We start from the raw sequence: 22,853 nt of genomic DNA on the forward strand, positions 1-22,853 counted from the left end.
GCGGTTCGTCCGCCAACCCGGAACCGATAAGGCGGGCCACACAGGATGGAAAGACTTTTCGTCGCCTTTCCTGCGACCCTTACAGCGGCGGAATGTCGCCCCCGGCGCGTGACGCGTGGAAATCGGCCACGAAATCATCCAGCCCGCCCCGGGCGATCGCGCCGCGCAACCCGGCCATCAGGGTCTGGAAATAATGCAGGTTGTGCCAGGTCAGCAGCATCCCCGAGATCATCTCGCCCGCACGAAAGACATGATGCAGATAGGCACGGCTATAGCCGGTGCAGGCCGGACAGGTGCAATCCTGATCCAGTGGACGCGGATCGTCGGCATGGCGCGCGTTCTTGATGTTGACCTGTCCCCGCCGCGTCCAGGCCTGCCCGGTCCGCCCGGACCGCGAGGGTAGGACGCAATCCATCATGTCAACACCCCGCTGCACCGCGCCCACGATGTCGTCGGGCTTGCCCACGCCCATCAGATAGCGGGGCTTGTCGGCGGGCAGGAAGCCCGGAGCGTAATCAAGGACGCCGAACATCGCCTCCTGCCCCTCGCCCACGGCCAGTCCGCCGATGGCATAGCCGTCAAAGCCGATCGACTTGAGCGCGCTGGCCGATTCCTCGCGCAGTTCGGGGGTGACGCCGCCCTGCATGATGCCGAACAGGGCGTGGCCGGGCCGGTCGCCAAAGGCGTCGCGCGACCGCTGCGCCCAGCGCATCGACAGGCGCATGGATTTCGCCACGTCGTCCGGCGTAGCGGGCAAAGCCGGGCATTCGTCGAAGCACATCACGATGTCGCTGCCCAGAAGACGCTGAATCTCCATGCTGGTTTCAGGCGACAGCATGTGCTTCGATCCGTCGATATGGGACGAAAAGGTCACCCCATCCTCGGTCAGCTTGCGCAGGGCAGCCAGCGACATGACCTGGAAACCGCCGGAATCCGTCAGGATCGGCCGGTCCCAGTTCATGAAGCGGTGCAATCCGCCAAGCCGTGCGATCCGTTCCGCGCCGGGACGCAGCATCAGGTGATAGGTATTGCCCAGCAGGATGTCGGCGCCGGTGGCGCGCACCGATTCGGGCAGCATGGCCTTGACGGTGGCCGCCGTTCCGACCGGCATGAAGGCAGGCGTGCGAATCTCGCCCCTCGGGGTCTGGATGATGCCTGTCCGGGCACGGCCATCGGTCGCGCAAAGGGTGAAACGGAAACGGTCGCTCATGGGATGCCTGCCTGAAAGACCGGCCGTGTCTAGCCAATAGGTCGGCCTTCCGCAATGCGGCCATTCTCTGGACGGGGACCGGTCCGAGGCCTATATTCAGGGCAGCACCGACAGGAAAGAACCATGGCCGACTTGCAGGAAGGCGCGCCGCTGATCGCGCCCTCGTCCACCGATCATCCGCTGTACGACAGCGTCGCCGAGGCCTGCAAAACGGTCTATGACCCGGAAATTCCGGTCAACATCTTCGATCTGGGCCTGATCTATACCATTGCGATCAGCCCCGAGAACGACGTTCGGGTGGTGATGACCCTGACCGCGCCGGGATGTCCCGTGGCGGGCGAGATGCCGGGATGGGTGGCCGATGCGGTCGAGGCCATCCCGGGTGTCCGGCAGGTGGATGTGGAAATGACCTTCCAGCCGCAATGGGGGATGGACATGATGTCCGACGAGGCGCGGCTGGAACTGGGCTTCATGTAGGCGGGCGGCGGCAGGGATCGCCCGCCGTGCCGTTCCGGCCGCTTTGCGGGGATGTTTGTTGCCAAGATGAAGGCCGCCTGTCTTGATGGACCGGCCTTGCGCGATTATCTTTTTGTCAAACCGAAAGGATCATTGTGATGTTCGCCATTCCCGGATCGGCCCCGGTCACCATCACCCCCGCCGCCGAACGCCAGATCGCCCGGCTGATGGCGGGACGCAACGCCTTTGGACTGCGCATCGGGCTGAAGAAAGGCGGCTGCGCAGGAATGGAATATACCATGGATCTGGTCGATGCAGCCGAACCGCACGAGGAAGTGGTCAACCAGGGCGATGCCCGCGTGGTGATTGCCCCCAAGGCGCAGATGTTTCTGTTCGGCACGCAGATCGATTACGAAACCGGTCTGCTAGAGGCGGGCTTTCGTTTCCGCAACCCGAACGTGACCGACGCCTGCGGTTGCGGCGAATCGGTGCGGTTCGAGCCCCTGGAGGGCAGCCGCGCGGCCGAGTGATCGTGGCGCGGGTGTTGCGCGGGTTCGGGCGCTATCATCATTGCACAGCGCGGCGTCTGCCCCTAAGCCTTTGCCAGCACAAAGGAGGGGGGCATGGCCTTGCGCAAACTGGCAGCCGGAAACTGGAAGATGAACGGTGATTTGGCCAGCCTTGGCGAAATTGAATCGCTGATGGCAGCCCATCCTGCGCCGCGGTGCGAGGTTCTGGTTTGTCCTCCGGCGGTGCTGCTTTACCCGATGAAGGCGCGGATCGGCCAGGGACCGGTGGCCCTGGGCGGTCAGGACTGCCATCACAAGGCATCCGGCGCGCATACCGGCGATATTTCTGCGCCCCAACTGGCGGATGCGGGGGCGGGATATGTTATCCTGGGCCATTCCGAGCGTCGCGCCGATCATGGCGAAACAGATGCGATGGTGGCGGCCAAGGCAGCGGCCGCGCATGCGGCCGGCCTGACGGCGATCATTTGCGTGGGCGAAACCGAGGCGCAGCGTGACGCCGGGGAAACGCTGGCGGTCATCGCCGCGCAGCTTGAGGGGTCGATCCCCGTTGGCTCCGATGCGGCAAACACCGTGATCGCCTACGAGCCGGTCTGGGCCATTGGCACAGGCCGTACCCCCACGATCGACCAGATCGCCGAAGTTCATGCCCTGATGCGCGAGCGGCTGTCCGGCATGGTCGCCGCGGGGGCGCCGGTGAGGCTGCTCTATGGCGGCAGCGTTAAGCCGGGCAACGCCGGGGAAATTTTTGCCGTGCCCCACGTCGATGGCGCCCTGGTCGGCGGCGCCAGCCTGAAGGCCGCCGATTTCGGTGCGATCATCACGGCCCTTGATGCGGCCTGACAGCACAATCGACAGGCTGGGGTGCCACCGACACCCGACCCTTGCCGCCGCGCTTGGAGGCATAGAGCGCCACGTCGGAATCGGCCAGCAGCCGGTCGATGTCGTTGGGTCCGTATCCGGCGGACAGCACGATTCCCAGGCTGGCCGATACCTTGCAGTCGCCGGGGGATAACTGCTCGATTCCCCGGATGATGCGCATCCCCATGCCGTCAAGCGTCTGACAGGACCAGTTTCCGCCCAGCACCAGCACGAATTCGTCGCCGCCCAGGCGGGCGGCATGATCGTGGCTGCGGGTCATGCGGCCCAGAATGCGTGCGACCTCTTTCAACAACTGGTCCCCGACCGGATGTCCCAGCCGGTCGTTCACCTGCTTGAAGTTGTCCAGATCCAGATGCACCACCGCAAAGGGCTGGCCATCGCGCGGATCGAGCATCTGCCGCAGGGCGGCCAGCAGACCCCGGCGGTTCAGGATACCGGTCAGCGGATCGGTATGCGCCTCGCGTTCGGCATCCTGCCGGGCCAGCATCAGATGGCGGTTGAACCGGGCCAGTTCGCCCTGGATCGCGCGATTGGCCTCTTGCAGGAACATCAGTTCCAGGGCCAGTCCGGTCGGCGCGAAGTCGTTTTCCGTCAGGCCCAGAACGGCGACGGCATCCGAAAGCGTCACCCCAAAGCCCAGATCCAGCAACAGCGTCCCGAAACCGGGCGCCACCACATGGCCGCGCAGCACCAGTTGCGGATGATGCCGCAGGCGCAGCGACAGCCGCTGGCCCGCCACTGCGGCCCGGATGAGCGACATGACGCAGCCCTGGGCATGGCTGGATGTCCCAACGAACACATCCCCCGCCTGTTGCGCCCCCTGCGGGATCAGCTTGCGCATCGTGGGCCCCGCGAACCGGATGGTCCCGTCGTCGGACAGGCACAGATGCATGGGCATCAGGCGGTCGAGGGCATCCCGGCACAGGGTCAGCGCATGGGTCATGGCGCAGCCGTCCTGGCCGACAGGCGAAAAGTCCGCGCCTCGGCGAAGTCCAGGTCGGACACGTCGATGCGTATCCCGTCATCGCCGCGGGTTATGACGCATAATGCACCATAGTCGTCGGCCATGGCGCGCAGCAATCCGCTGAGCAGCGCCGACCACCGCGGCGAGCCGCTCTCGAGCGTGACCCAGACCAGACCATCCTTGCCCCGCGTCAGGGCGATCTCGGGAAAGGCGATATCGTCGGTGACAAGCCGCATCCGTTCGGGCAGTTCGTCCAGGCGCAGCAGAAAATCCAGAAAATCGCTGCCGCAAAAGCGCAGCAGCCGCCAGATCTCGTTCTGCCGGACCAGCCAGGCCCCCAGATCCTCGACCAGTTCGTCAAGGGGCTTTTGCAGATCGCGCGCGGCCGTGCGCAGCATCACATCAGGCGGCAGCAGGTCCGATTCGACCAGATAGGACGATTCGGATTGAAGAAACCGTTCGATTGCCCGGCTGACCAGTTCGCGCATCCTGCACCTCCGGCTTCCGTTCTAGGACCGAAAGGTAAAGAATAAGGAAAAGTCAGATATCCCACCCGTGGCTGCCCGGCCCGGCCAGGGCCGTCCGCGCCTGCATCAGATCGCCGGGCGCGACCTGCAGGGCCGCAGCGGCCTCGAGAACCCGGCGGTCATCCTCAAGCAGATAGTCCAGCACATGCAGGGCGATATCGCCGCCTTGGGCCGCGTGGCGCAGATCATGGGGGGCCAGACCGGTGGCGGCCAGAAACCCCTCGATAAGATCGGGCTGTCCGGCCAGATGGATCAGGCCCGCCATGGCCAGCTCATGCGCGGATTCTCGCGTATATGTCATTGATTCGTTCCGCTCTGTGATCTGTCCGGCTCCCGCAGAAACCCTTTGTTAAGGAATAAATGTCATTCTTGCAAAAGGTCGCCGGACGGGGGGCGTTAATCATGACTGCGCGTATCCTCATTGCGGAAAGCAGCGCAACAAGCCGGATCAGCCTCAAGGTCCGGCTCTCGGGCGCATGTTACGATGTCCTGACCGCCGCCACGCTGGACGAGCTGCAGTGGCAGTTGCAGAGCGGGCGTCCCGACCTCGTGTTGCTTGGTCCGGGCTTTGCGGGGATGCATCTGTTCGATTTCTTCCGGCTGATATCGGTGGAACGACCCCTGACGCCGGTGCTGGCACTGGCCGCCGAACAGGGCCGGGTCGAGGCGTTGAAGGCAGGGGCTTCGGCGGTTCTCGACCCCAGGGTCGAGGAACAGATGCTGTTGGCCCGCGTGCGCGGCCTGTTGCGCGATTCGGAAACCGACGACGCATCGCGCTTTTTCCTGGCCGAGCCGGCGTCGGAATTCACCCCCGCGCCTTCGGGCAACGTCGTCCTGGTGGCGGACCAGCCTGCGCGCGCGCAACGCTGGCGCCATATCCTGCAACCTCGGCTGAACTGTCATTTCGCCATCGCCAGCCCTGATGAGACGCTGAGCGCGGCATCGCACGGGGACGGCGCGGACCTTTATATCATTGCGGCCGATATCGACCGCAAGGGCGACGGGCTGCGGCTCTTGTCGGAACTGCGGTCGCGCAACAGCAGCAAGGAAGCGGGTTTCGCCGTGCTTGTCGCGCCCGAGCGCGAGGAGCTTTGCGCCATTGCGCTGGACCTGGGTGCTGGCGAGGTTCTGCCCCTGGATCCGGCCGAAAACAACAACGCCGAGATCGCGGCCCTGGCGCTGCGCAACCAGCTTGACCGCAAGCGCCGCGCCGATACCCGCCGCGAGGAATTGCGCAGGAACATGGCCTGGGCCATGACCGACCCGCTGACCGGGCTGCACAACCGCCGCTATGCCCTGCCGCAATTGTCCGAAATGGCGCGCGAAGCGATGCGCAACCATTCCTCGTTTGCGGTCATGGCGCTGGATCTGGACCGGTTCAAGGCCATCAACGACAGCTTCGGCCATGCCGCGGGCGATGCCGTCCTGTGCGAGATCGCCCGGCGGATCGAACAGGTCGTCGCCAGCCGCGGCATGACGGCCCGTCTGGGCGGCGAGGAATTCCTGGTGGCCCTGCCCGATACCACCGAGAGCGAGGCTCATGCCATGGCCGAGGACATCCGCCAGGCTGTCGCTGCGCAACCGGTCGATCTGCCGCGCATCTCGGGCGGCGGATATGTGCAGGTCACGCTGTCCATCGGCGTCGCGCATGAACAGATGCCGTTCCATATCAGCCGCCCAGAACTTCTGGCCGAAATCGCGCAGGAACGGGCCGATCGGGCCATGATTGCCGCCAAATCGCTGGGCCGGAACCGCGTGCTGATGGCGCAGATGCACCACCTTCTCTAGCATCGTCCGTCCAAAGGGACTGGCAAGGCCATCGCGGCATCGTTAACATGCGCCCCTGACGGAGGCAGCCATGTCATCACCACACCACCATCCGGGCACGGCCCACCGCCCGACAGGGCAGGCGATGCTGCGCGGCGCGCTGGGCCGATGCCCGGCTTGCGGCGAAGGCAAGCTGTTCCGATCCTTTCTGAAGGTCGCCGACCATTGCCCGGCCTGCGACGAGGCGATGCATCACCAGCGCGCCGACGATGGCCCGGCCTATCTGACGATCCTGCTGGTCTCGCATCTGGGGGCGCCGCTGCTGTTGGCCTCTTTTGTGGCATGGCGTCCATCGGCCATGACGATGATCTGGACCTTTGGTCTGGGGGCGGTGGCCCTGTCGCTGCTGCTGTTGCCGCGGATCAAGGGGGCCATGGTCGGCCTGCAATGGGCGCGAAGAATGCACGGGTTCGACACGGCAACGCCCGCACGGGAAACGTGACGCACGATCCCCCCATCCGCGATGCGGCCACGATCATCCTGCTGCGTCGGCAGGCGTCGGGCACGTCGGTCCTGATGGGAATGCGGGGGGCAGGCGCAGCCTTCATGCCCTCGAAATACGTCTTTCCCGGCGGCGCGGTTGACCCGGCGGATGGAACGGTCCGGCTGGCGGCCCCCCTGGCCGAGCCGCATCAGAACCGTATGGCCCGGGATCCGCGCCCCGGCAGCCAGGCTGATCCTCATGCACTTGCCGCTGCCGCCCTGCGCGAGCTGGCCGAGGAAACCGGACAACTGCTGGGCCGCCCCGGCGCAAGCGACCTGCCCGGTTTTGCCGAAGCGGGGCTTTGCCCGGATGCGTCGCAACTGGTGTATGTGTTTCGCGCCATTACCCCGCCGGCCCGGCCGCGCCGGTTCGACGCGCGCTTTCTGGCGGCCGATGCCGCCGGCCTGGCAACCGACCCCGACGATTTCAGCCGCGCCTGCGACGAGCTTTCGCATCTGCACTGGGTGCCGCTGGATCAGGCCCGCGCGCTGGACCTGCCCTTCATCACCGAAGTGGTCTTGGCAGAACTGGCCGATCTGATCGCGGCGGTGCACCATGACGCGCCCCTGCCCGTTCCGGACACGGTGCCGTTCTTCGACAACCGCACGGCCGAGCCGCGCTTCGTGCAGATCACCTGATTACCGTCCCGTGAACCGCGCCGGGCGCTTTTCCAGGAAGGCCGTCACACCCTCGACGAAATCGGCGCTACGGCCTGCGGCGCCCTGCAGCCGCGCCTCCAGCCCAAGCTGCGTGTCCAGGTCATTCCCGAACGAGGCTTCGACTGCCGCGCGGATGGCACGAAAGGCGGATGTCGGCCCTTGGGCCAACTGGCGGGCACGGGCCTCGACCCCGGCAGCAAAGGCATCGTCGGGCAGGGCCTCCCAGATCAGGCCCCAGTCGGCCGCCTGCCGTGCGCTGACGGGTTCCGCGAACAGCATCATCCCCATGGCCCGCGCCATTCCCACGGCGCGGGGAATGACAAAGGTGCCCCCCGCGTCCGGGATCAGCCCGATCCGCGCGAATGCCTGAATGAAACTGGCGCTTTCGGTAGCGATCACCACATCGGCCGCCAGCGCCAGGTTGGCCCCCGCCCCCGCAGCCACGCCGTTCACGGCGGCGATCACCGGCGCGGGGCATGCGCGGATCGCGCGCAGCATCGGCTCGTATTCGTCACGCAGCGTCCCTTCCAGATCGGCGGCAGCGGCACGGTCGGTCAGATCCTGCCCCGAACAGAACCCCCGCCCCGCCCCGGTCATCACCACGCAGCGGATATCGGCCGACAAGCCTGACAGGACATCGGTGATTTCATGCCGCATCCGGCTGTTCAGGGCGTTCATCACCTGCGGTCGGTTCAGGGTGATCGTGGCCACTCCGTCTGCTGCGCCGAACTGGATGGCTTCATAGGTCATGTGCGTCCCCTCTTTGCAAAACATCATGCCTGAAAAGCAAAAGGGGGAAAGCGCGACCCAGCGTCAGGACCGGATCAGTCCTGCATGATCCGGTCCAGGCGGTCGCGCTCATCCTGCGACAGGGCTTCGGCCGTCTCGGGGCGGGCCTGTGCCCGACCGCGCAGGAAACGCCATGCCATCAGCAGGGCCACCAGTGCCATGACCGGCCCGGCCAGCCACAGGACCAGATTGCCGCCCTGGGCACGGGGTTCGAACAGCACGAATTCTCCGTAACGGTCCACCACCGCGTCGATGACCTGGTCGTTGCTGTCGCCCGCCACGATCCTTTCGCGCACATACAGCCGCAGGTCGCGGCTGATGGGGGCGTTGGATTCATCGATGTTTTCCCCCTGGCACACCGGGCATCGCAGACGCTGCGAGATGTCGCGGGCGCGGGCCTCCTGACCCGGATCGGGCAGCACCTCGTCGGGCTGCACGGCCAGGGCCATCACGGGCAGGCAGAAGGCCAGCAGGATCAAAAGCCGTCTCATTCCGCGGCCACCGGTCGGACAGGGGCACGTCGCGCCCCTGCCGCCACGCGATAGCGGCGGTCGGTCAGGCTGATGATGCCGCCGATGGCCATCAGCAGGGAACCCGCCCAGATCCAGTTTGCGAAGGGCTTTATATAGGTCCGCACCGCCCATCCCCCGTCGGCCTGCGCGTCACCGATCACCAGATACACGTCGCGCAGGAAACCGTTGTCGATGGCGGCTTCGGTCGTGGGCATGGCCTGGACGGGATAGACGCGCTTTTCGGGCTGCAATGTCGCCACGACGCGGCCATTCCGCGCGACCTCCAGGGTGGCCACGGTCGAGACATAGTTCGGCCCCTCGATCTCGTCCACGTCGGTCAGGGTGATCTGGTAATCGGCCACCGGGAACGGCTCGCCGATGCGGGCCACGCGGATATCCTCGACCTGCCAGGCGGTCAGCAGGGCGATGCCAATAAAGGTGACGCCCAGCCCCCCATGGGCCATGGCCTTGCCCCAGTCGGCCCGCGGCAGGCGCCACAGCCGGGACAGCCCGGCCGATCCGGTCCGGTGGATCAGTTCGGCCACCGCGCCGAAGACGATCCACGCGCCAAGCCCCGCGCCGATCACGGCGATGGCCGACCGGCCCGTGGACACCGCCCAGACCAGCATCATGACCGCGCCCGTCACCATAAGCGCACCCCGCAAGGGATGCAGGACACGACCCAGTGCCGCCCGTTTCCAGGGCATGATGGCCCCCAGGGGCAGCGCGATCGCCAGCACGATCATGAAGGGCGTGAAGGCCTTGTTGAAAAAGGGCGCGCCGACCGACAGCTTGCGGTCCCACAGCATTTCCGCGATCAGGGGCCACATCGTGCCGATGAACACCACGAACGCCGAAACCGCCAGCAGCACGTTGTTCAGCACCAGCGCGCCCTCGCGCGACACCGGCGTAAAGACGCCCTTGGCCGTCATCTGGGGCGCGCGGACGGCATAAAGCGTCAGCGCCCCGCCGGTAAAGACCACCAGGATGCCCAGGATGAAGAGCCCCCGCGCCGGGTCGCTGGCAAAGCTGTGGACCGAGGTGATGACGCCCGAGCGCACGATGAAGGTGCCGATCATCGAGAACCCGAAGGCCATGATCGCCAAAAGGATCGTCCAGCTTTTCAGCGCCTCGCGCTTTTCGACGACGATGGCGGAATGCAGCAGGGCCGCGGCCAGCAGCCAGGGCATGAAGCTGGCGTTCTCGACCGGATCCCAGAACCAGAAGCCGCCCCAGCCCAGTTCGTAATAGGCCCACCACGACCCCAGGGCGATCCCCAGGGTCAGGAACATCCAGGCGGCCAGCGTCCAGGGCCGCACCCAGCGGGCCCAGGCGGCGTCCACCCGCCCCTCGATCAGGGCGGCGACAGCAAAGCTGAAGGCCATCGAAAGCCCCACATAGCCCAGGTAGAGGAACGGCGGATGGAACGCGAGGCCAGGGTCCTGCAACAGCGGGTTCAGGTCGCGCCCGTCGAAGGGCGGCACATCAAGCCGCAGGAACGGGTTCGAGGTGAAGATGATGAAGGCATAGAAGGCCGCGCCGATGGACGCCTGCACCGCCAGCACCCGCGCCCGCAGCGCCGGCGGGATGTTGTCGCCGAATACCGCCGCCGCTGCCCCGAACAGGGCCAGGATCAGTACCCACAGCAGCATCGAACCCTCGTGGTTGCCCCACACGCCGCTGATCTTGTAGATCATCGGCTTGGCGGTATGCGAATTCTCGTAGACCAACCGCAGCGAAAAATCCGAGGTGACAAAGGCCACGGTCAGCGCCGCGAAGGACAACCCCACCAGCAGGAACTGCGCCAGGGCGGCGGGCCGGGCGCTGTCCATCCAGCCCTGCCAGCCGCGCGAGGCCCCGACCATCGGCACCACCGTCTGATACAGCGACACCGCAAAGGCCAGGATCAGGGCGAAATGGCCGAATTCTGCAATCATGGCGGAAATCCTCTGGAGGTCCGCCAAGCATAAGGCGGCGGCAAGCAGGGGGAAAGACCCCTGTTTGCCGCCGCCTTTCAGTTTCCCGTGTCGAAGATTGGGCCTATCCCCGCAGGCCCGCCGCCCAGTCCCGCAGGGCGGCGTTGTCGGCGAAGTCCTCTGTGGGGGCCATCACCGGCGTGGCCGCAGCCTGGCCTGTCGTGGTCGTGACACTGGCTTGCACCTGGGCCGCGGGCCAGACCCGGCGGCGAAAGTAATGCGCCTCGCGCGCGCCGAAGTAGAACCCGACAATGGCGCCCAGAAGCCACCACAGGGGCTCGGGCACCTGTTGCAGCCCGACCATGCGCAGGCTGAAGCCCTGCGGCTCGGCCATGGCATAGACGAACAGCCCCATCGTTCCCAGCGCCAGAAGCGGCCTGGGCAGCCGGTTCAGGCCGTTCACGAAGCTGTCGAAGAAGCCGGGCCGGACCGTCTCGAACTCCTTCCCCATCTGGTCGATGGCGCGGGCATAGGCTTCCTCGTTCAGCTCCATCTTGCGGGTGGCGTTCTGGGTAAAGACCTCGGCCATGCCGGTGGCGGCGCTGCCCAGCGCGGTGACGCCCTGGCCCAGGCCGATGAAGCGGTCGATCATGCCCATTTGGCAGTCCTTTCACGATGCTGGGTTTCGGTCAGGTGATAGCGGGGCGAGATGAACTCTTCGGCCCGGGTGATCCAGCCACCCTTGCCCCCTGCCCTGGTGCGGGCGTATTTGCGGCTGGCGGGGCGCTGATCGGCCAGAGAATAGTAATAGTTCCGGCGCGCGATCCCATAGGCATCGGCAAAATGAACCGGGGCGGCCTCGGCGGCGGCCCGTGCGGCGGCAAGGGTCTGCGGGCCGATCACACCGTCGGCAGTGGCGGAAAAGCCCATCCGGGCGATCAGCCGCTGCAGGATCTTGACCGCGTTCGCCCCGGCATTCACATACATGTCGAACACGCTGGCCTGCACGGCATCGGGCAGGTCGGACAGACGCGGACGGCGGAAATAGTGTTCGACAAAGATCTGCTGTGCCTGGTCACGGCTCAGCGCCTTGACATCATTGGCATCGATGCGCCCGTCCCCATTCAGATCCAGGCCCAGCGACCGCATCGTTCCGATCGTGACGCCGTAATTCGTGGCCCCGCCCGGATCGTCGGGATCGTTCACATAACCGCCTTCGCGCGCGACGATCTCCGCCGCGATTTCCTCGACGCTTGGCATGGGCTTCTCCGGCTTTGGTAAATCAGGCCGAAAGGGTGCGCCGGGAGCGTTAATTGACTGTTAATCAATCGCGCGTTGCTGGCCGCGCAAGCCGTCCAGCAGCATCCGCAACGCATGATCCACGGTCGCCGCACGAACCCGGCTGCGGCCGATGGCACCGAATTCCACTGTTTCGGTGCGGGTTCCCATGGGCTGGGCAATGCCGAAACAGACACGCCCCTCGGGCTTGTGTCCGGATCCGCCCGGCCCGGCGATGCCGGTGACGGCGACCGCAATGCCCGCGTCCGAACGATGCAGCGCGCCTGCGGCCATTTCGGCGGCGACCTGTTCGCTGACCGCGCCATGGGTTTCCAGCGTTTCGGCGCGAACGCCCAGCATCTGCTGCTTGGCGGCGTTGGAATAGGTGACAAACCCCCTGTCCACGGCGTCGGACGAACCCGGAACCTCGGTCAGAGCGCCGGCGATCAGCCCGCCGGTACAGCTTTCGGCGGTGGCGATCATCACGCTGCGGGCGCGGGCGGCGTCCAGCACGTCCGAAGCCAGGGTCACAGCATCGGCTCCAGCACGGCATGGTACAGCCCGGCCAGCGCGACCGACCCCAGGCCCGCGAACAGCCCCGCCCACAGGTCGTCCATCATCACCCCCACGGCCCCGCCCTGCCGGTCGGCGCGGCCCACCAGCCACGGCTTCCAGATGTCGAACAGGCGGAACAGCGCAAACGGCACCACAAAGGCGGGCCAGGCATCCAGGATGGAAATCCCGTGCCGCCACAAGGGGATGACGGTGAAGGACATGGCCAGCCACTGGCCCGCGACCTCGTCGATGACGATTTCCGAAGGGTCTTCGTCGCTGGTCATGCGCAGCGCCTGCGGCACGGCCCAGAAGCCGATCAGCGCGGCCAGAACCGCCCCCAGGGGGATCAGCAGCGCCCCCCCGGCCTGATACGCCAGAACCGCCAGCAGGACGGCGGCAGCCGAGCCCCAGGTGCCGGGGCCGGGACGCAGCCTGCCGATGCCGAAAAAGGTGGTGATCATCGCGATCATGGCTCAGGCCTTCATCAGCGCGGCGGTAGCGATGGCCGCGATCCCCTCACGCCGGCCGGTAAAGCCCAGACGCTCCGATGTGGTTGCCTTGACGCTGATGCGGTCGGGATCGACCCTCATCACCTCGGCCAGACGGGCCTGCATGGCGGCGGCGTGGGGACCGATCTTCGGAGCCTCGCAGATCAGGGTCACGTCGGCGTTGCCAAGGGCGAAGCCCCGTCCCCGCGCCAGATCGGCAGCATGGCGCAGAAAGATGGTGCTGTCGGCACCCTTCCATTGCGGATCGCCGGGCGGGAAATGGCGGCCGATATCGCCCTCGGCCAGGGCGCCATAGATGGCGTCGGTCAGCGCGTGCATCCCGACATCGGCATCGGAATGGCCGACCAGTCCCGCATCATGGGCAATCTGGACGCCGCACAGCCAGACGTGATCGCCGGGCCCGAAGGCATGAACGTCGTAGCCGTTGCCAAGGCGAATATCCATCGCGCCCCCCAGAATGCGTTCGGCCCGCGCGAAATCGGCGGGAAAGGTGATCTTCAGATTGTCTTCGGACCCCGATGTGATCGCAACAGGTATTCCGGCCTTCAGTGCCAGTTCCACATCATCGGCGGCATTGTCCGGGTGCAGGCGATGCGCCTTGGATATGTGGTCCAGCGCAAAACCCTGCGGCGTCTGTGCCCGGAACAATCCGTCACGGGGGGTCGAGGAAACGACAGCGCCGTCCATCCCTTTCCACAGCGCATCGCTGACAGGCAGCGCCGGGGCTGCGGCAAGCGCACCCGACAGCAGCGCGTCGATCACACCCTGGATCACCGCATCGCTGACCAGCGGGCGGGCGCCGTCGTGGATCAGCACATGGGTCGCCTGCCCTTCCAGCGCCCGCAGTCCGGCGCTGACGCTGGCGGCGCGGGTCTCGCCCCCCGTGACGATGGTGAAGCCCGCAAAATCGGCCTGCGCGCGGCCCAGGTCGTCGGGATGGACGACCAGCACCACCCGGTCAAAGCCCGCGAATGCCGCCAGCGACCGCGCCAGAACGCTGCGCCCGGCCAGACCGCGCCATTGCTTGGGTTCTCCCGCGCCGGCCCGGACACCCCGCCCGGCAGCGGTGACGATGGCGGCATAGCCCGGCGGGGCCTTGATCGTCATGCGTGATCGGGCATATCGCCCCCGATGGCACGCGCGAAGGCGGTGCGATACAGGTGCGACAGATCCGCCAGATCGCCCGCGTCCTCGCCCAGGTGCACAGCCATGCCGCCAAAGACACCGACCTGCGCGGCCGGGACGCCGGCCTTTTCTGCGGCCGACAGCAAAGCCTCGGCACCCGTCGCGGCGCAGGCGACCAGATAGCGGGCCTGGTCCTCTCCGAACAGCCGGGCGATGTCGCCCGAATCCAGCCGCACGCCGATGCCGGCAGCCTCGGCCATCTCGAAGGCGGCAAGGGCAAGGCCGCCATCGGACAGGTCGGTGGCGGATATCACATGCGCCCGGTTGGCGCGCAGGAATTCGCCGTGCCTGCGTTCGGCTGCAAGGTCCACAGGGGGCGCGTCGCCGTCCTCGATCCCGAAGGCTTCGGCAGCCAGCGCCGACTGGCCCAGATGGCCATGGGTTTCGCCGATGACAATCGCCACGTCGCCATCGGATGGCAGGCCCGCGATCAGGTTCGACAGGTCGTCGATCAGACCGACGCCGCCGATGGTGGGGGTGGGCAGGATGCCCTTGCCGTCGGTTTCGTTATACAGCGACACGTTGCCCGACACGATGGGAAAGTCCAGCGCCGTGCAGGCCGCCCCGATACCCTTGATGGCGCCCACGAACTGACCCATGATCTCGGGCTTCTCGGGGTTGCCGAAATTCAGGTTGTCGGTCGCGGCCAGCGGCAGCGCGCCCACCGCGCACAGGTTGCGCCAGGCCTCGGCCACCGCCTGCTTGCCGCCCTCGACAGGGTTCGCCTTGACATAGCGGGGGGTCACGTCGCTGGTGAAGGCCAGCGCCTTGCTGGTGCCGTGCACGCGCACGACGCCCCCGCCCATGCCGGGGCGGCGGATGGTATCGGCGCCGACCTGGGTGTCGTACTGTTCCCAGACCCAGCCCTTGTGGGCATAGCTGGGACTGCCGATCAGCGCCCGCAACGCCTTGATCGGCGTGATCGCGGGCAGGTCGCGCATCGGCTCGGCGGGTGGCGTTTCCACCCAGGGGCGGTCGTATTCCGGCGCGCTCGACGACAGCCTGGACAGCGGCAGGTCGGCCTTGACCGCGTTGCCGTGCAGGATCAGGAAGCGATCCTCGGCGATGGTCTCGCCCACGATGGCGAAATCCAGATCCCATTTCTCGAAGATGGCGCGGGCCTCGGCCTCCTTTTCGGGCTTGAGGACCATCAGCATCCGTTCCTGGGATTCCGACAGCATCATCTCATAGGCCGTCATGCCCGTCTCGCGCTGCGGCACATGATCCAGGATCAGCTTGATGCCCAAGCCGCCCTTGTCGCCCATTTCCACGGCCGAACAGGTCAGCCCCGCCGCGCCCATGTCCTGGATGGAAATCACGGAATCCGTCTGCATCAGTTCGAGGCAGGCTTCCAGCAGGCATTTTTCGGTGAAGGGATCGCCGACCTGCACGGTCGGACGCTTGTCCTCGATGCTGTCGTCGAATTCCGCGCTCGCCATGGTCGCGCCGCCGACGCCGTCGCGGCCGGTCTTGGCACCCAGATAGACCACCGGCATCCCGATGCCCGAGGCGGCGGAATAGAAGATCCTGTCCGCATCCGCGAGGCCCGCGGCAAAGGCGTTGACCAGGCAGTTGCCGTCATAGCTGCGATGAAAACGAACCTCTCCGCCCACGTTGGGCACGCCGAAGGCATTGCCATAGGCGCCGATCCCCTCGACCACGCCCTTGACCAGATGCGCGGTCTTGGGATGTTCCGGCCTGCCGAAGGACAGCGCGTCCATGGCTGCGATGGGACGGGCGCCCATGGTGAAGACATCGCGCAGGATGCCGCCTACGCCGGTCGCGGCGCCTTGGTGCGGTTCGATATAACTGGGGTGGTTGTGGCTTTCCATCTTGAAGACCACGGCCTGCCCGTCGCCGATATCGACCACGCCCGCGTTCTCTCCGGGGCCGCAGATTACCTGCGGGCCGGTGGTTGGCAAGGTGCGCAGCCATTTCTTGGACGATTTATAAGAACAATGCTCGTTCCACATGGCCGAAAAGATGCCCAGTTCGGTAAAGGTCGGCTCGCGTCCGATGATGCCCAGGATCCGGTCGTATTCGTCGGGCTTCAACCCGTGCGCAGCGATCAGGTCGGGGGTGATCGTCGGTTCCTGCATCATGTCTGCCTTCCTGCGCGGGGATCAGGGCCTTTTATGGCCAGATGCACGCCATGGAAAGGCCACGACAGGGGCCAGGCAGAAGCGGCGCAAAAAAAAGCCGGGCACAAGGCCCGGCCTAAGTCCAACAGGGAGGTAGAAGGTGATGAGCAATTGTGCTGGACATCGCCTTCACAGCCGGATTTATGGGCAGGTTGTGAAGGGTTCAAGACTTTTCACGGAATGCAACTGCATGGCCGTCATGCAGTTGCGGAATAGCTGCACCGGGAACCCGGCAATCTTACGGGTCTTTTCAAACCCCTTTATAGAATGACCGGGATCAGCGCCTCGCTCTGCCGCCTGCGGAAGGCCTGGATCTCGTCCAGCATGAAATCGCGGAACACGGCCACGCGGCGGGTCTGGCGCAATTCCTCGGGATAGGCCAGGAAAACCGGGACTTCGCCGGATTCGATCTGCGGCAGGACGCGCACGAGGCGGTGGTGGTCGGCGGTCAGGTAATCGGGCAGAACGCCGATGCCCAGATTGGCCAGAACCGCCTGAAGCACGCCGAAATAGTTGTTCACCGTCAGGGTCGATTCGATGTTCTGGGCCATGATGTCCTGAACAAGCCGCGCTCCTGCCGCAACCTGCGGCTGGTCGATCTTTTGCGATACCAGCCGATGGGGCGACAGATCGGCGATGGTGTCGGGCGTGCCTGCCTTGTCGAGATATTCCTGTGTCGCATAAAGCCGCATCCGCACGGAAAGCAGGCGCCGCCGGATCAGGTCGGACTGGCTGGGCTCCTTCATGCGGATGGCCACGTCGGCCTCGCGCATGGGCAGGTCCAGAAGCCGCTCTTCGAGCATCAGGTCGATCTTGAGGTCGGGATACTTCTCGTAGAGCTTGACCAGCCGGGGGGCTAGCCACAGGGTTCCGAACCCCACGGTGGCCGTGACGCGCAACTCGCCAAAGACATGCTGTTCGCTGTCGCGGATGCGCGCCGATGCGGTGTCCAGCTTGCGGGCCATGGCCGAAGTCGCCTCGAACAGCAGTTCGCCCTGTTCGGTCAGGATCAGCCCCCGGGCATGGCGGTGGAACAGGGTGGTTCCCAAGGATTCCTCCAGCGCGCGGATCTGGCGGCTGACGGCGGATTGGGACAGGTGCAGCGTATCGCCGGCATGGGTCAGGCTGCCCGCCGCTGCCACGGCGTGAAAGATTCTGAGCTTGTCCCAGTCCATGCCGTTACAATCCTGCGGAGTCTTCCATGCCTTCATCGTAGCCCTTAACCGGAAAGCACTTTTCCGGCAAGGGAAAGCGGCTGCGGCCTTTTTTCCTTTGTCGGTCAACCAAGCTGACCTATATTGACCCCAACAGTCGTCGCGCGTGGGAGGAGACACAACGATGAGCAGGCAGGAATTCTCGCTGGCCGACCGCTTCGACCTGACAAAGCCGCAGGTATTGCTGAACGGCACCCAGGCCCTGGTGCGGCTGATGCTGATGCAATCGGCCCGCGACCGGGCGGCGGGGCTGAACACGGCGGGGCTTGTCACCGGGTATCGCGGATCGCCGCTGGGGGCCGTCGATCTGCAAATGGTGCGCGAAGGCAGGCGCCTGACGGAATCGAACATCCTGTTCCAGCCCGGCCTGAACGAGGATCTGGCCGCCACCGCCATCTGGGGCAGCCAGCAGGCCGAACTGCGCGGCGAGGGGAAATATGACGGCGTCTTCGCGCTGTGGTATGGCAAGGGACCGGGGGTCGACCGCTCGGGCGACGTGATGCGGCATGGCAACATGGCCGGGTCATCGCGCCATGGCGGCGTGGTCATGGCGATGGGCGACGATCACACGGGCGAAAGCTCGACCGTGCTGCACCAGTCGGACTGGGCGATGATCGACGCCTATATCCCCGTGCTGTCGCCCGCGGGCGTGCAGGAGATCCTGGATTATGGCCTCTATGGCTTTGCGCTGTCGCGCTATGCGGGGGTCTGGACCGGTCTCAAGACGATGAAGGACACGGTCGAGGCCACCTCGGTCGTGGATGGCAATCCCTTTCGCCTGGCCTTCGTGACCCCCGACCGCGCCCTGCCCGAGGGCGGGCTGAACATCCGCCTGGGCGACACCCCCATCGCACAAGAGGCGCGGATGATCGACCACAAGCGCTGGGCGGCCGAGGCGTTTTCGCGCGCCAACCGCATCGACCGCAAGGTCTGGGGCAAGACGGGTGCGCGGATCGGCTTTGTCGCGGCGGGCAAGAACTGGCTGGATCTGGTCCATGCCCTGTCGCTTCTGGGCATCGACGAGGCCGAGGCGGAGCGGCTGGGCCTGACCACCTACAAGGTCGGACAGACCTGGCCCCTGGACATGAAATCCTTTCAGGAATGGTCCGAAACGCTGGAACTGATCGTTTGCGTCGAGGAAAAGCGCAAGCTGATCGAGGTGCAACTGAAAGAGGCGATCTTCGACAACCGCCATGGCCGTCGGGTCCACGGCTGGAAACACGACCGCACCGGGGCCGAACTGTTCCCCACCCGCTATGCTCTGGACCCGGTGATGATCGCCCAGAAGATCGGCGAGATTCTGATCGAGGAGGGCCGCGGCACCGATCACATCAAGGCCGGCCTGACCCGCCTGGCCCAGGTGCGCCGCGCGGACAACGCCCCCGAAATCGCGACCCGCACGCCCTGGTTCTGTTCGGGCTGCCCGCACAACACCTCGACCAAGGTCCCGGACGGCAGCCGTGCCTATGCGGGCATCGGCTGTCATTACATGGTGCAGTGGATGGACCGCGAGACCACCGGTTTCACCCATATGGGCGGCGAGGGCGTCAACTGGGTGGGCGAGGCCCCGTTCAGCAAGCGAAAGCATGTGTTCCAGAACCTGGGCGACGGCACCTACAACCATTCGGGATCGCTGGCGATCCGCGCGGCGATCGCGGCGGGCACCAACATCACCTACAAGATTCTGTTCAACGACGCCGTGGCCATGACCGGCGGCCAGCCGAACGAGGGTGGGCTGTCCGCCCAAAGGATCGCCGCCGAACTGGTGGCGATGGGCGTCAGGCCGCTGGTCGTCGTCCATGACGAAAAGGAGGATATCGACCCCAAGCAGTTTCCGGCGGGACTGCGCTTCGAGGAACGGGCCGCGTTGATGACGGTGCAGCGCGAGCTGTCAGAAACGCCGGGCGTCAGCGCGATCCTCTATATCCAGACCTGTGCGGCCGAGAAACGCCGTCGCCGCAAGCGCGGCAAGTTCCCCGATCCCGACCGCCGCGTCTGGATCAACCCCGAGGTCTGCGAGGGATGCGGCGATTGCGGCGTGCAGTCGAACTGCGTGTCGATCGTGCCGCTGGACACCGAACTGGGCCGCAAGCGCCAGATCGACCAGTCGTCGTGCAACAAGGACTATTCCTGCCTGAAAGGCTTCTGCCCCAGCTTCGTCACGGTCGAGGGCGGCACGCTGCGCAAGCCCCAGGCCGAGGCCTTCGACATTCCCGACCTGCCCATCCCCGACCTGCCCGCGATCGGCGGCACGCATAACGTCGTCATCACCGGCGTCGGCGGCACCGGGGTCGTGACCATCGGCGCGGTCCTGGCGCAGGCCGCCCATATCGACGGCAAGGGCGCCGGCATGATGGAGATGGCGGGCCTGGCGCAAAAGGGCGGCGCCGTCCATATCCACCTGCGCCTGGCCAACCGACCCGAGGACATCAGCGCCATCCGCGTCGCCGTGGGCGAGGCCGACTGCATCATCGGCGGCGATCTGGTCGTGACGGCGGGGGCCAAGACCATCGGCCTGATGACCAGCGGCCGCACCGGCGCGGTGGTGAACGATCACGAGATCATTACCGGCGACTTTACCCGGCTGCGCGATTTCCGGGTGCCGTCCGACCAGTTGAAGCTGTCGCTGGAAGCGCGTCTGCGCGACCGGGTGGCATTTTTCGACGCCAACGATCTGGCGCTGCGGCTGCTGGGCGATTCGATCTATTCGAACATGCTGGTGCTGGGCGCGGCCTGGCAGCAGGGCCTGCTGCCGCTGAGCCTTGAGGCGATCGAACAGGCGATCCGCCTGAACGGCGCCAAGGTCGATGAAAACCTGCGCGCCTTTCAGATCGGCCGATGGGCGATGGCGTTCCCGGAACAGACCCGCAAGCCGGTCCCCGTCACGCACCTGCCGCCCGACCCCATCGCCTATCGCGAGGCGCGGCTGACCGGATACCAGGGCAAGCGGCTGGCCCGGCGGTTCCGCAGGCTGGTCGATGCAGCCCCTGCCCCGCTGCGCGAAAGCGTCGCGCGCGGGTATTACAAGCTGCTGGCCTACAAGGACGAATACGAGGTTGCGCGCCTGCATCTGACCACCGCGCGGCAGGTGGCGGAACAGTGGGACGGCGATCCGAAACTGACGCTGCATCTGGCTCCGCCGATCCTGTCGGGCAAGACGGCGGACGGTCGGCCCAAGAAACGCGAATTCGGTTCGTGGATGCTGACGGCCTTCAAGGTCCTGGCCCGGATGAAAGGCCTGCGCGGAACCCCGTTCGATCCTTTCGGCTATTCCGCCGAACGCCGCCACGAACGCGCCGCGATCCGCGAATACGAACACGACATGCGCGAGGTTCTGGCCCAGGTCACGGACGCCACCATGCCCGTCGCCATCGAACTTGCGGAACTGCCGCTGACGGTGCCGGGCTATGGCCCTGTCAAGGAACAGGCCGCAGCCCTTGCCGCCGCGCGCCGAACCGAGCTGCTGGCGCAGTTCCGCAGCGGCCGGGCGCCCCTGCAACAGGCCGCCGAATGACCACCTTTCGGTGACCGACTGATCTAGGTCATTTGCAAAACCCGCGATGCGCCCTAGAAAGGCGCCTCGCGGGGCAAGCAGGGGTGGGGCCATGGCGGTAGGCGTCTTCGATTCGGGACTGGGCGGGCTGACGGTCCATCAGGCCATCGCCGCGCGTCTGCCCGATCTGCCGCTGGTCTATCTGGGCGACAACAAGCACACCCCCTATGGCACCCGCACCGCCGAGGACATTTTCGACCTGACCTGCGCGGGCGTGGAACGGCTGTGGGCCGAGGGGTGCGATCTGGTGATCCTGGCCTGCAATACGGCATCGGCGGCGGCCCTGAAGCGGATGCAGGAAAGCTGGCTGCCCCAGGACAAGCGCGTGCTGGGCGTCTTTGTGCCCATGATCGAGGCGCTGACCGAACGCCGCTGGGGCGACAATTCCCCCCCGCGCGAGGTCGCGGTCAAGCATGTGGCCCTGTTCGCGACCCCGGCGACCGTCGCCAGCCGCGCCTTTCAGCGGGAACTGGCCTTCCGCGCCGTGGGCGTCGATGTCGAGGCGCAGCCCTGCGGCGGCGTCGTCGATGCCATCGAGATGGGCGACGAGATCCTGGCCGAGGCGCTTGTGGCCTCGCATGTCGAGGCCCTGCTGCGCCGGATGCCATACCCCGAGGCCGCGGTGCTGGGCTGCACCCACTATCCGCTGGTTCAGGATGCTTTCCAGCGGGCGCTTGGCCCGAAGGTCAAGGTGTTCAGCCAGGCGGGACTGGTCGCGGAAAGCCTGGCCGACTATCTGCAGCGCAGGCCGGAATTCCTGGGATCGGGCACCGAATCCAAGAACCTGACGACCGGCAATCCGGTCCGCGTGTCGGGCAAGGCCACGCAATTCCTGCGCCGCCCGATCCGTTTCGAGGCAGCATGAGGACGAAACCCATGGCAGGCATGAAATCCCTCAAGAAACGTCGCCGCGTCCAGGTGATCGCGGCGGCGGCCGTCGCCCTGGTCATCGCCGTGGGTCTGATCGGCTATGGCTTCCGCGACGGGATCAACCTGTATCGCTCGCCCACGCAGGTGGCCGAACTGGCCCCCGCGCCGGACGAATATTTCCAGCTTGGCGGGCTGGTCAAGGAAGGCACCGTCGTCAACCGCGACGGGGTGGAATTCGACTTCGTCATCACCGACGGCGCGGCGGAAATCCCCGTCAGCTATGTCGGGCGCGACCCGCGGCCCGACCTGTTCACCGAAGGCCAGGGCACCATCGCCAAGGGATACTATCGCAACGGCCGGTTCGAGGCGAGCGACCTGCTGGCAAAGCACGACGAAACCTATATGCCGCGAGAGGTCATGGACACGCTCAAGGAAACGGGCGTCTATCAGGACCCCAACAGCTAGGGCGGCGGTTCCAGCAGTCTGGCGATGTCGGCAAAGACGCCCTGCCATTCGGCATCCTGCTGCGGTATGAAGCGCAGGAAATGCAGGAAATGCAGCAGGAACGCCCCCTCGCCGGCGAAAAAGGCCAATCGGGCCTGCCGCCCTTCGGGGCTGCCGGCGTCCAGTCCCGCCAGTCTTTCCCGATACCAGCCTTGGGTCGAGGCCAGATGCCCGGGCGTCTGCATCAGCCCGGCCATCAGCCTGGCGGCCTTGGACATCGACACCTCGTCGGCCTCGGCAACGGCGCATCGGCCGGACGGGGCGGATGATCGGGCAGGACGCTTGACGCCC

24 protein-coding genes are annotated in these 22,853 nt (G+C 66.1%); 9 read left to right on the forward strand and 15 right to left on the reverse strand.

Translation table 11 applies throughout. The features are described from left to right. Positions 1 to 79: 79 nt before the first annotated feature. Positions 80 to 1,210 (reverse strand): tRNA guanosine(34) transglycosylase Tgt, encoded by a 1,131-nt coding sequence (gene tgt / locus EYE42_RS05585; RefSeq protein ID WP_130990334.1) that lies wholly within the window; start codon positions 1,208 to 1,210, stop codon positions 80 to 82. Between the two features lie 123 nt (positions 1,211 to 1,333). Here tgt and EYE42_RS05590 point away from each other — a divergent pair, with 123 nt between their 5' ends. The 3 genes from EYE42_RS05590 to tpiA all read left to right on the forward strand — a co-directional run bounded on the left by EYE42_RS05590 (position 1,334) and on the right by tpiA (position 3,036). Next, positions 1,334 to 1,687 carry an SUF system Fe-S cluster assembly protein gene (locus EYE42_RS05590; RefSeq protein WP_130990335.1) on the forward strand — a complete coding sequence of 118 codons (354 nt, stop codon included), beginning with the start codon at positions 1,334 to 1,336 and terminating at the stop codon, positions 1,685 to 1,687. Between the two features lie 137 nt (positions 1,688 to 1,824). Next, positions 1,825 to 2,196: a HesB/IscA family protein gene (locus EYE42_RS05595; protein WP_130990336.1), complete on the forward strand. Its 372-nt coding sequence runs from the start codon at positions 1,825 to 1,827 to the stop codon at positions 2,194 to 2,196. Positions 2,197 to 2,289: 93 nt separating this feature from the next. Continuing rightward, the gene (gene tpiA, locus EYE42_RS05600) at positions 2,290 to 3,036 is read left to right on the forward strand and encodes a triose-phosphate isomerase (protein WP_130990337.1); all 747 of its coding nucleotides are present in this window, start codon (positions 2,290 to 2,292) and stop codon (positions 3,034 to 3,036) included. Here the strand turns inward: tpiA and EYE42_RS05605 are convergent. The 3 genes from EYE42_RS05605 to EYE42_RS05615 are packed head-to-tail and all read right to left on the reverse strand — an operon-like array spanning position 3,014 to position 4,867. Next, entirely contained in the window at positions 3,014 to 4,018 is a 1,005-nt protein-coding gene (locus EYE42_RS05605) for a GGDEF domain-containing protein (RefSeq protein WP_130990338.1), read from the reverse strand. The genes tpiA and EYE42_RS05605 overlap by 23 nt on opposite strands. Further along, on the reverse strand, positions 4,015 to 4,527 hold the full coding sequence (locus EYE42_RS05610) for a heme NO-binding domain-containing protein (protein WP_130990339.1): 513 nt from the start codon (positions 4,525 to 4,527) through the stop codon (positions 4,015 to 4,017). The genes EYE42_RS05605 and EYE42_RS05610 overlap by 4 nt, the downstream gene beginning before the upstream one ends. Before the next feature lie 52 nt (positions 4,528 to 4,579). Further along, positions 4,580 to 4,867 (reverse strand): DUF3572 family protein, encoded by a 288-nt coding sequence (locus EYE42_RS05615; RefSeq protein ID WP_130990340.1) that lies wholly within the window; start codon positions 4,865 to 4,867, stop codon positions 4,580 to 4,582. Positions 4,868 to 4,968: 101 nt separating this feature from the next. On the opposite strand from EYE42_RS05615, the gene EYE42_RS05620 reads away from it, so the two are divergent. From EYE42_RS05620 to EYE42_RS05630, 3 genes are all read left to right on the forward strand, one after another. After that, a complete protein-coding gene (locus EYE42_RS05620) occupies positions 4,969 to 6,354 on the forward strand; it encodes a diguanylate cyclase domain-containing protein (protein WP_130990341.1) in 1,386 nt (461 codons plus the stop codon). 70 nt (positions 6,355 to 6,424) lie between these two features. Beyond that, on the forward strand, positions 6,425 to 6,835 hold the full coding sequence (locus EYE42_RS05625; RefSeq protein WP_130990342.1) for a DUF983 domain-containing protein: 411 nt from the start codon (positions 6,425 to 6,427) through the stop codon (positions 6,833 to 6,835). Continuing rightward, the gene (locus tag EYE42_RS05630) at positions 6,781 to 7,515 is read left to right on the forward strand and encodes an NUDIX hydrolase (protein ID WP_130990343.1); all 735 of its coding nucleotides are present in this window, start codon (positions 6,781 to 6,783) and stop codon (positions 7,513 to 7,515) included. Before EYE42_RS05625 ends, EYE42_RS05630 begins: the two co-directional genes overlap by 55 nt. On the opposite strand, the gene EYE42_RS05635 is transcribed toward EYE42_RS05630, so the two are convergent. The 10 genes from EYE42_RS05635 to EYE42_RS05680 form a co-directional block, all read right to left on the reverse strand. Beyond that, positions 7,516 to 8,286, reverse strand: a complete 771-nt coding sequence (locus EYE42_RS05635) for an enoyl-CoA hydratase-related protein (protein ID WP_130990344.1) — start codon at positions 8,284 to 8,286, stop codon at positions 7,516 to 7,518. Positions 8,287 to 8,360: 74 nt separating this feature from the next. Beyond that, a complete protein-coding gene (locus EYE42_RS05640; protein ID WP_130990345.1) occupies positions 8,361 to 8,816 on the reverse strand; it encodes a cytochrome c-type biogenesis protein in 456 nt (151 codons plus the stop codon). Continuing rightward, entirely contained in the window at positions 8,813 to 10,774 is a 1,962-nt protein-coding gene (locus tag EYE42_RS05645) for a heme lyase CcmF/NrfE family subunit (RefSeq protein ID WP_130990346.1), read from the reverse strand. Before EYE42_RS05645 ends, EYE42_RS05640 begins: the two co-directional genes overlap by 4 nt. 103 nt (positions 10,775 to 10,877) lie before the next feature. Beyond that, entirely contained in the window at positions 10,878 to 11,411 is a 534-nt protein-coding gene (locus EYE42_RS05650; RefSeq protein WP_130990347.1) for a holin family protein, read from the reverse strand. Further along, positions 11,402 to 12,013 carry a holin-associated N-acetylmuramidase gene (locus EYE42_RS05655; RefSeq protein ID WP_130990348.1) on the reverse strand — a complete coding sequence of 204 codons (612 nt, stop codon included), beginning with the start codon at positions 12,011 to 12,013 and terminating at the stop codon, positions 11,402 to 11,404. Before EYE42_RS05655 ends, EYE42_RS05650 begins: the two co-directional genes overlap by 10 nt. Positions 12,014 to 12,073: 60 nt before the next feature. Then, positions 12,074 to 12,562: a CinA family protein gene (locus EYE42_RS05660; protein ID WP_130990349.1), complete on the reverse strand. Its 489-nt coding sequence runs from the start codon at positions 12,560 to 12,562 to the stop codon at positions 12,074 to 12,076. Then, a complete protein-coding gene (locus EYE42_RS16100) occupies positions 12,559 to 13,056 on the reverse strand; it encodes a phosphatidylglycerophosphatase A family protein (RefSeq protein WP_130990350.1) in 498 nt (165 codons plus the stop codon). Before EYE42_RS16100 ends, EYE42_RS05660 begins: the two co-directional genes overlap by 4 nt. Before the next feature lie 3 nt (positions 13,057 to 13,059). Then, the gene (locus EYE42_RS05670; RefSeq protein WP_130990351.1) at positions 13,060 to 14,202 is read right to left on the reverse strand and encodes a bifunctional 2-C-methyl-D-erythritol 4-phosphate cytidylyltransferase/2-C-methyl-D-erythritol 2,4-cyclodiphosphate synthase; all 1,143 of its coding nucleotides are present in this window, start codon (positions 14,200 to 14,202) and stop codon (positions 13,060 to 13,062) included. After that, positions 14,199 to 16,379 carry a phosphoribosylformylglycinamidine synthase subunit PurL gene (gene purL / locus EYE42_RS05675; RefSeq protein WP_130990512.1) on the reverse strand — a complete coding sequence of 727 codons (2,181 nt, stop codon included), beginning with the start codon at positions 16,377 to 16,379 and terminating at the stop codon, positions 14,199 to 14,201. Before purL ends, EYE42_RS05670 begins: the two co-directional genes overlap by 4 nt. A 302-nt stretch (positions 16,380 to 16,681) precedes the next feature. After that, on the reverse strand, positions 16,682 to 17,596 hold the full coding sequence (locus EYE42_RS05680; protein ID WP_130990513.1) for a LysR family transcriptional regulator: 915 nt from the start codon (positions 17,594 to 17,596) through the stop codon (positions 16,682 to 16,684). 163 nt (positions 17,597 to 17,759) lie between these two features. Here EYE42_RS05680 and EYE42_RS05685 point away from each other — a divergent pair, with 163 nt between their 5' ends. From EYE42_RS05685 to ccmE, 3 genes are all read left to right on the forward strand, one after another. Further along, positions 17,760 to 21,149 carry an indolepyruvate ferredoxin oxidoreductase family protein gene (locus EYE42_RS05685; protein WP_130990352.1) on the forward strand — a complete coding sequence of 1,130 codons (3,390 nt, stop codon included), beginning with the start codon at positions 17,760 to 17,762 and terminating at the stop codon, positions 21,147 to 21,149. 91 nt (positions 21,150 to 21,240) lie between these two features. Beyond that, complete coding sequence (locus EYE42_RS05690; RefSeq protein ID WP_130990353.1) at positions 21,241 to 22,053, forward strand: glutamate racemase; 813 nt, start codon at positions 21,241 to 21,243, stop codon at positions 22,051 to 22,053. A gap of 20 nt (positions 22,054 to 22,073) precedes the next feature. Further along, positions 22,074 to 22,523: a cytochrome c maturation protein CcmE gene (gene ccmE, locus EYE42_RS05695; protein WP_130990514.1), complete on the forward strand. Its 450-nt coding sequence runs from the start codon at positions 22,074 to 22,076 to the stop codon at positions 22,521 to 22,523. Here the strand turns inward: ccmE and EYE42_RS05700 are convergent. Next, positions 22,520 to 22,780, reverse strand: a complete 261-nt coding sequence (locus EYE42_RS05700; protein ID WP_246020607.1) for a hypothetical protein — start codon at positions 22,778 to 22,780, stop codon at positions 22,520 to 22,522. The genes ccmE and EYE42_RS05700 overlap by 4 nt on opposite strands. Positions 22,781 to 22,853: the final 73 nt, after the last annotated feature.

Origin of the sequence: Paracoccus subflavus (assembly GCF_004310345.1) — a bacterium.
Classification (GTDB): Bacteria; Pseudomonadota; Alphaproteobacteria; order Rhodobacterales; family Rhodobacteraceae; genus Paracoccus; species Paracoccus subflavus.

Bases quoted from the DNA above. Each gene is read 5' to 3' on its own strand.
- tgt (WP_130990334.1), bottom strand. From the start codon at position 1,210: ATGAGCGACCGTTTCCGTTTCACCCTTTGCGCGACCGATGGCCGTGCC.
- EYE42_RS05590 (WP_130990335.1), top strand. From the start codon at position 1,334: ATGGCCGACTTGCAGGAAGGCGCGCCGCTGATCGCGCCCTCGTCCACC.
- EYE42_RS05595 (WP_130990336.1), top strand. From the start codon at position 1,825: ATGTTCGCCATTCCCGGATCGGCCCCGGTCACCATCACCCCCGCCGCC.
- tpiA (WP_130990337.1), top strand. From the start codon at position 2,290: ATGGCCTTGCGCAAACTGGCAGCCGGAAACTGGAAGATGAACGGTGAT.
- EYE42_RS05605 (WP_130990338.1), bottom strand. From the start codon at position 4,018: ATGACCCATGCGCTGACCCTGTGCCGGGATGCCCTCGACCGCCTGATG.
- EYE42_RS05610 (WP_130990339.1), bottom strand. From the start codon at position 4,527: ATGCGCGAACTGGTCAGCCGGGCAATCGAACGGTTTCTTCAATCCGAA.
- EYE42_RS05615 (WP_130990340.1), bottom strand. From the start codon at position 4,867: ATGACATATACGCGAGAATCCGCGCATGAGCTGGCCATGGCGGGCCTG.
- EYE42_RS05620 (WP_130990341.1), top strand. From the start codon at position 4,969: ATGACTGCGCGTATCCTCATTGCGGAAAGCAGCGCAACAAGCCGGATC.
- EYE42_RS05625 (WP_130990342.1), top strand. From the start codon at position 6,425: ATGTCATCACCACACCACCATCCGGGCACGGCCCACCGCCCGACAGGG.
- EYE42_RS05630 (WP_130990343.1), top strand. From the start codon at position 6,781: ATGGGCGCGAAGAATGCACGGGTTCGACACGGCAACGCCCGCACGGGA.
- EYE42_RS05635 (WP_130990344.1), bottom strand. From the start codon at position 8,286: ATGACCTATGAAGCCATCCAGTTCGGCGCAGCAGACGGAGTGGCCACG.
- EYE42_RS05640 (WP_130990345.1), bottom strand. From the start codon at position 8,816: ATGAGACGGCTTTTGATCCTGCTGGCCTTCTGCCTGCCCGTGATGGCC.
- EYE42_RS05645 (WP_130990346.1), bottom strand. From the start codon at position 10,774: ATGATTGCAGAATTCGGCCATTTCGCCCTGATCCTGGCCTTTGCGGTG.
- EYE42_RS05650 (WP_130990347.1), bottom strand. From the start codon at position 11,411: ATGGGCATGATCGACCGCTTCATCGGCCTGGGCCAGGGCGTCACCGCG.
- EYE42_RS05655 (WP_130990348.1), bottom strand. From the start codon at position 12,013: ATGCCAAGCGTCGAGGAAATCGCGGCGGAGATCGTCGCGCGCGAAGGC.
- EYE42_RS16100 (WP_130990350.1), bottom strand. From the start codon at position 13,056: ATGATCGCGATGATCACCACCTTTTTCGGCATCGGCAGGCTGCGTCCC.
- EYE42_RS05670 (WP_130990351.1), bottom strand. From the start codon at position 14,202: ATGACGATCAAGGCCCCGCCGGGCTATGCCGCCATCGTCACCGCTGCC.
- purL (WP_130990512.1), bottom strand. From the start codon at position 16,379: ATGCAGGAACCGACGATCACCCCCGACCTGATCGCTGCGCACGGGTTG.
- EYE42_RS05680 (WP_130990513.1), bottom strand. From the start codon at position 17,596: ATGGACTGGGACAAGCTCAGAATCTTTCACGCCGTGGCAGCGGCGGGC.
- EYE42_RS05685 (WP_130990352.1), top strand. From the start codon at position 17,760: ATGAGCAGGCAGGAATTCTCGCTGGCCGACCGCTTCGACCTGACAAAG.
- EYE42_RS05690 (WP_130990353.1), top strand. From the start codon at position 21,241: ATGGCGGTAGGCGTCTTCGATTCGGGACTGGGCGGGCTGACGGTCCAT.
- ccmE (WP_130990514.1), top strand. From the start codon at position 22,074: ATGAAATCCCTCAAGAAACGTCGCCGCGTCCAGGTGATCGCGGCGGCG.
- EYE42_RS05700 (WP_246020607.1), bottom strand. From the start codon at position 22,780: ATGTCCAAGGCCGCCAGGCTGATGGCCGGGCTGATGCAGACGCCCGGG.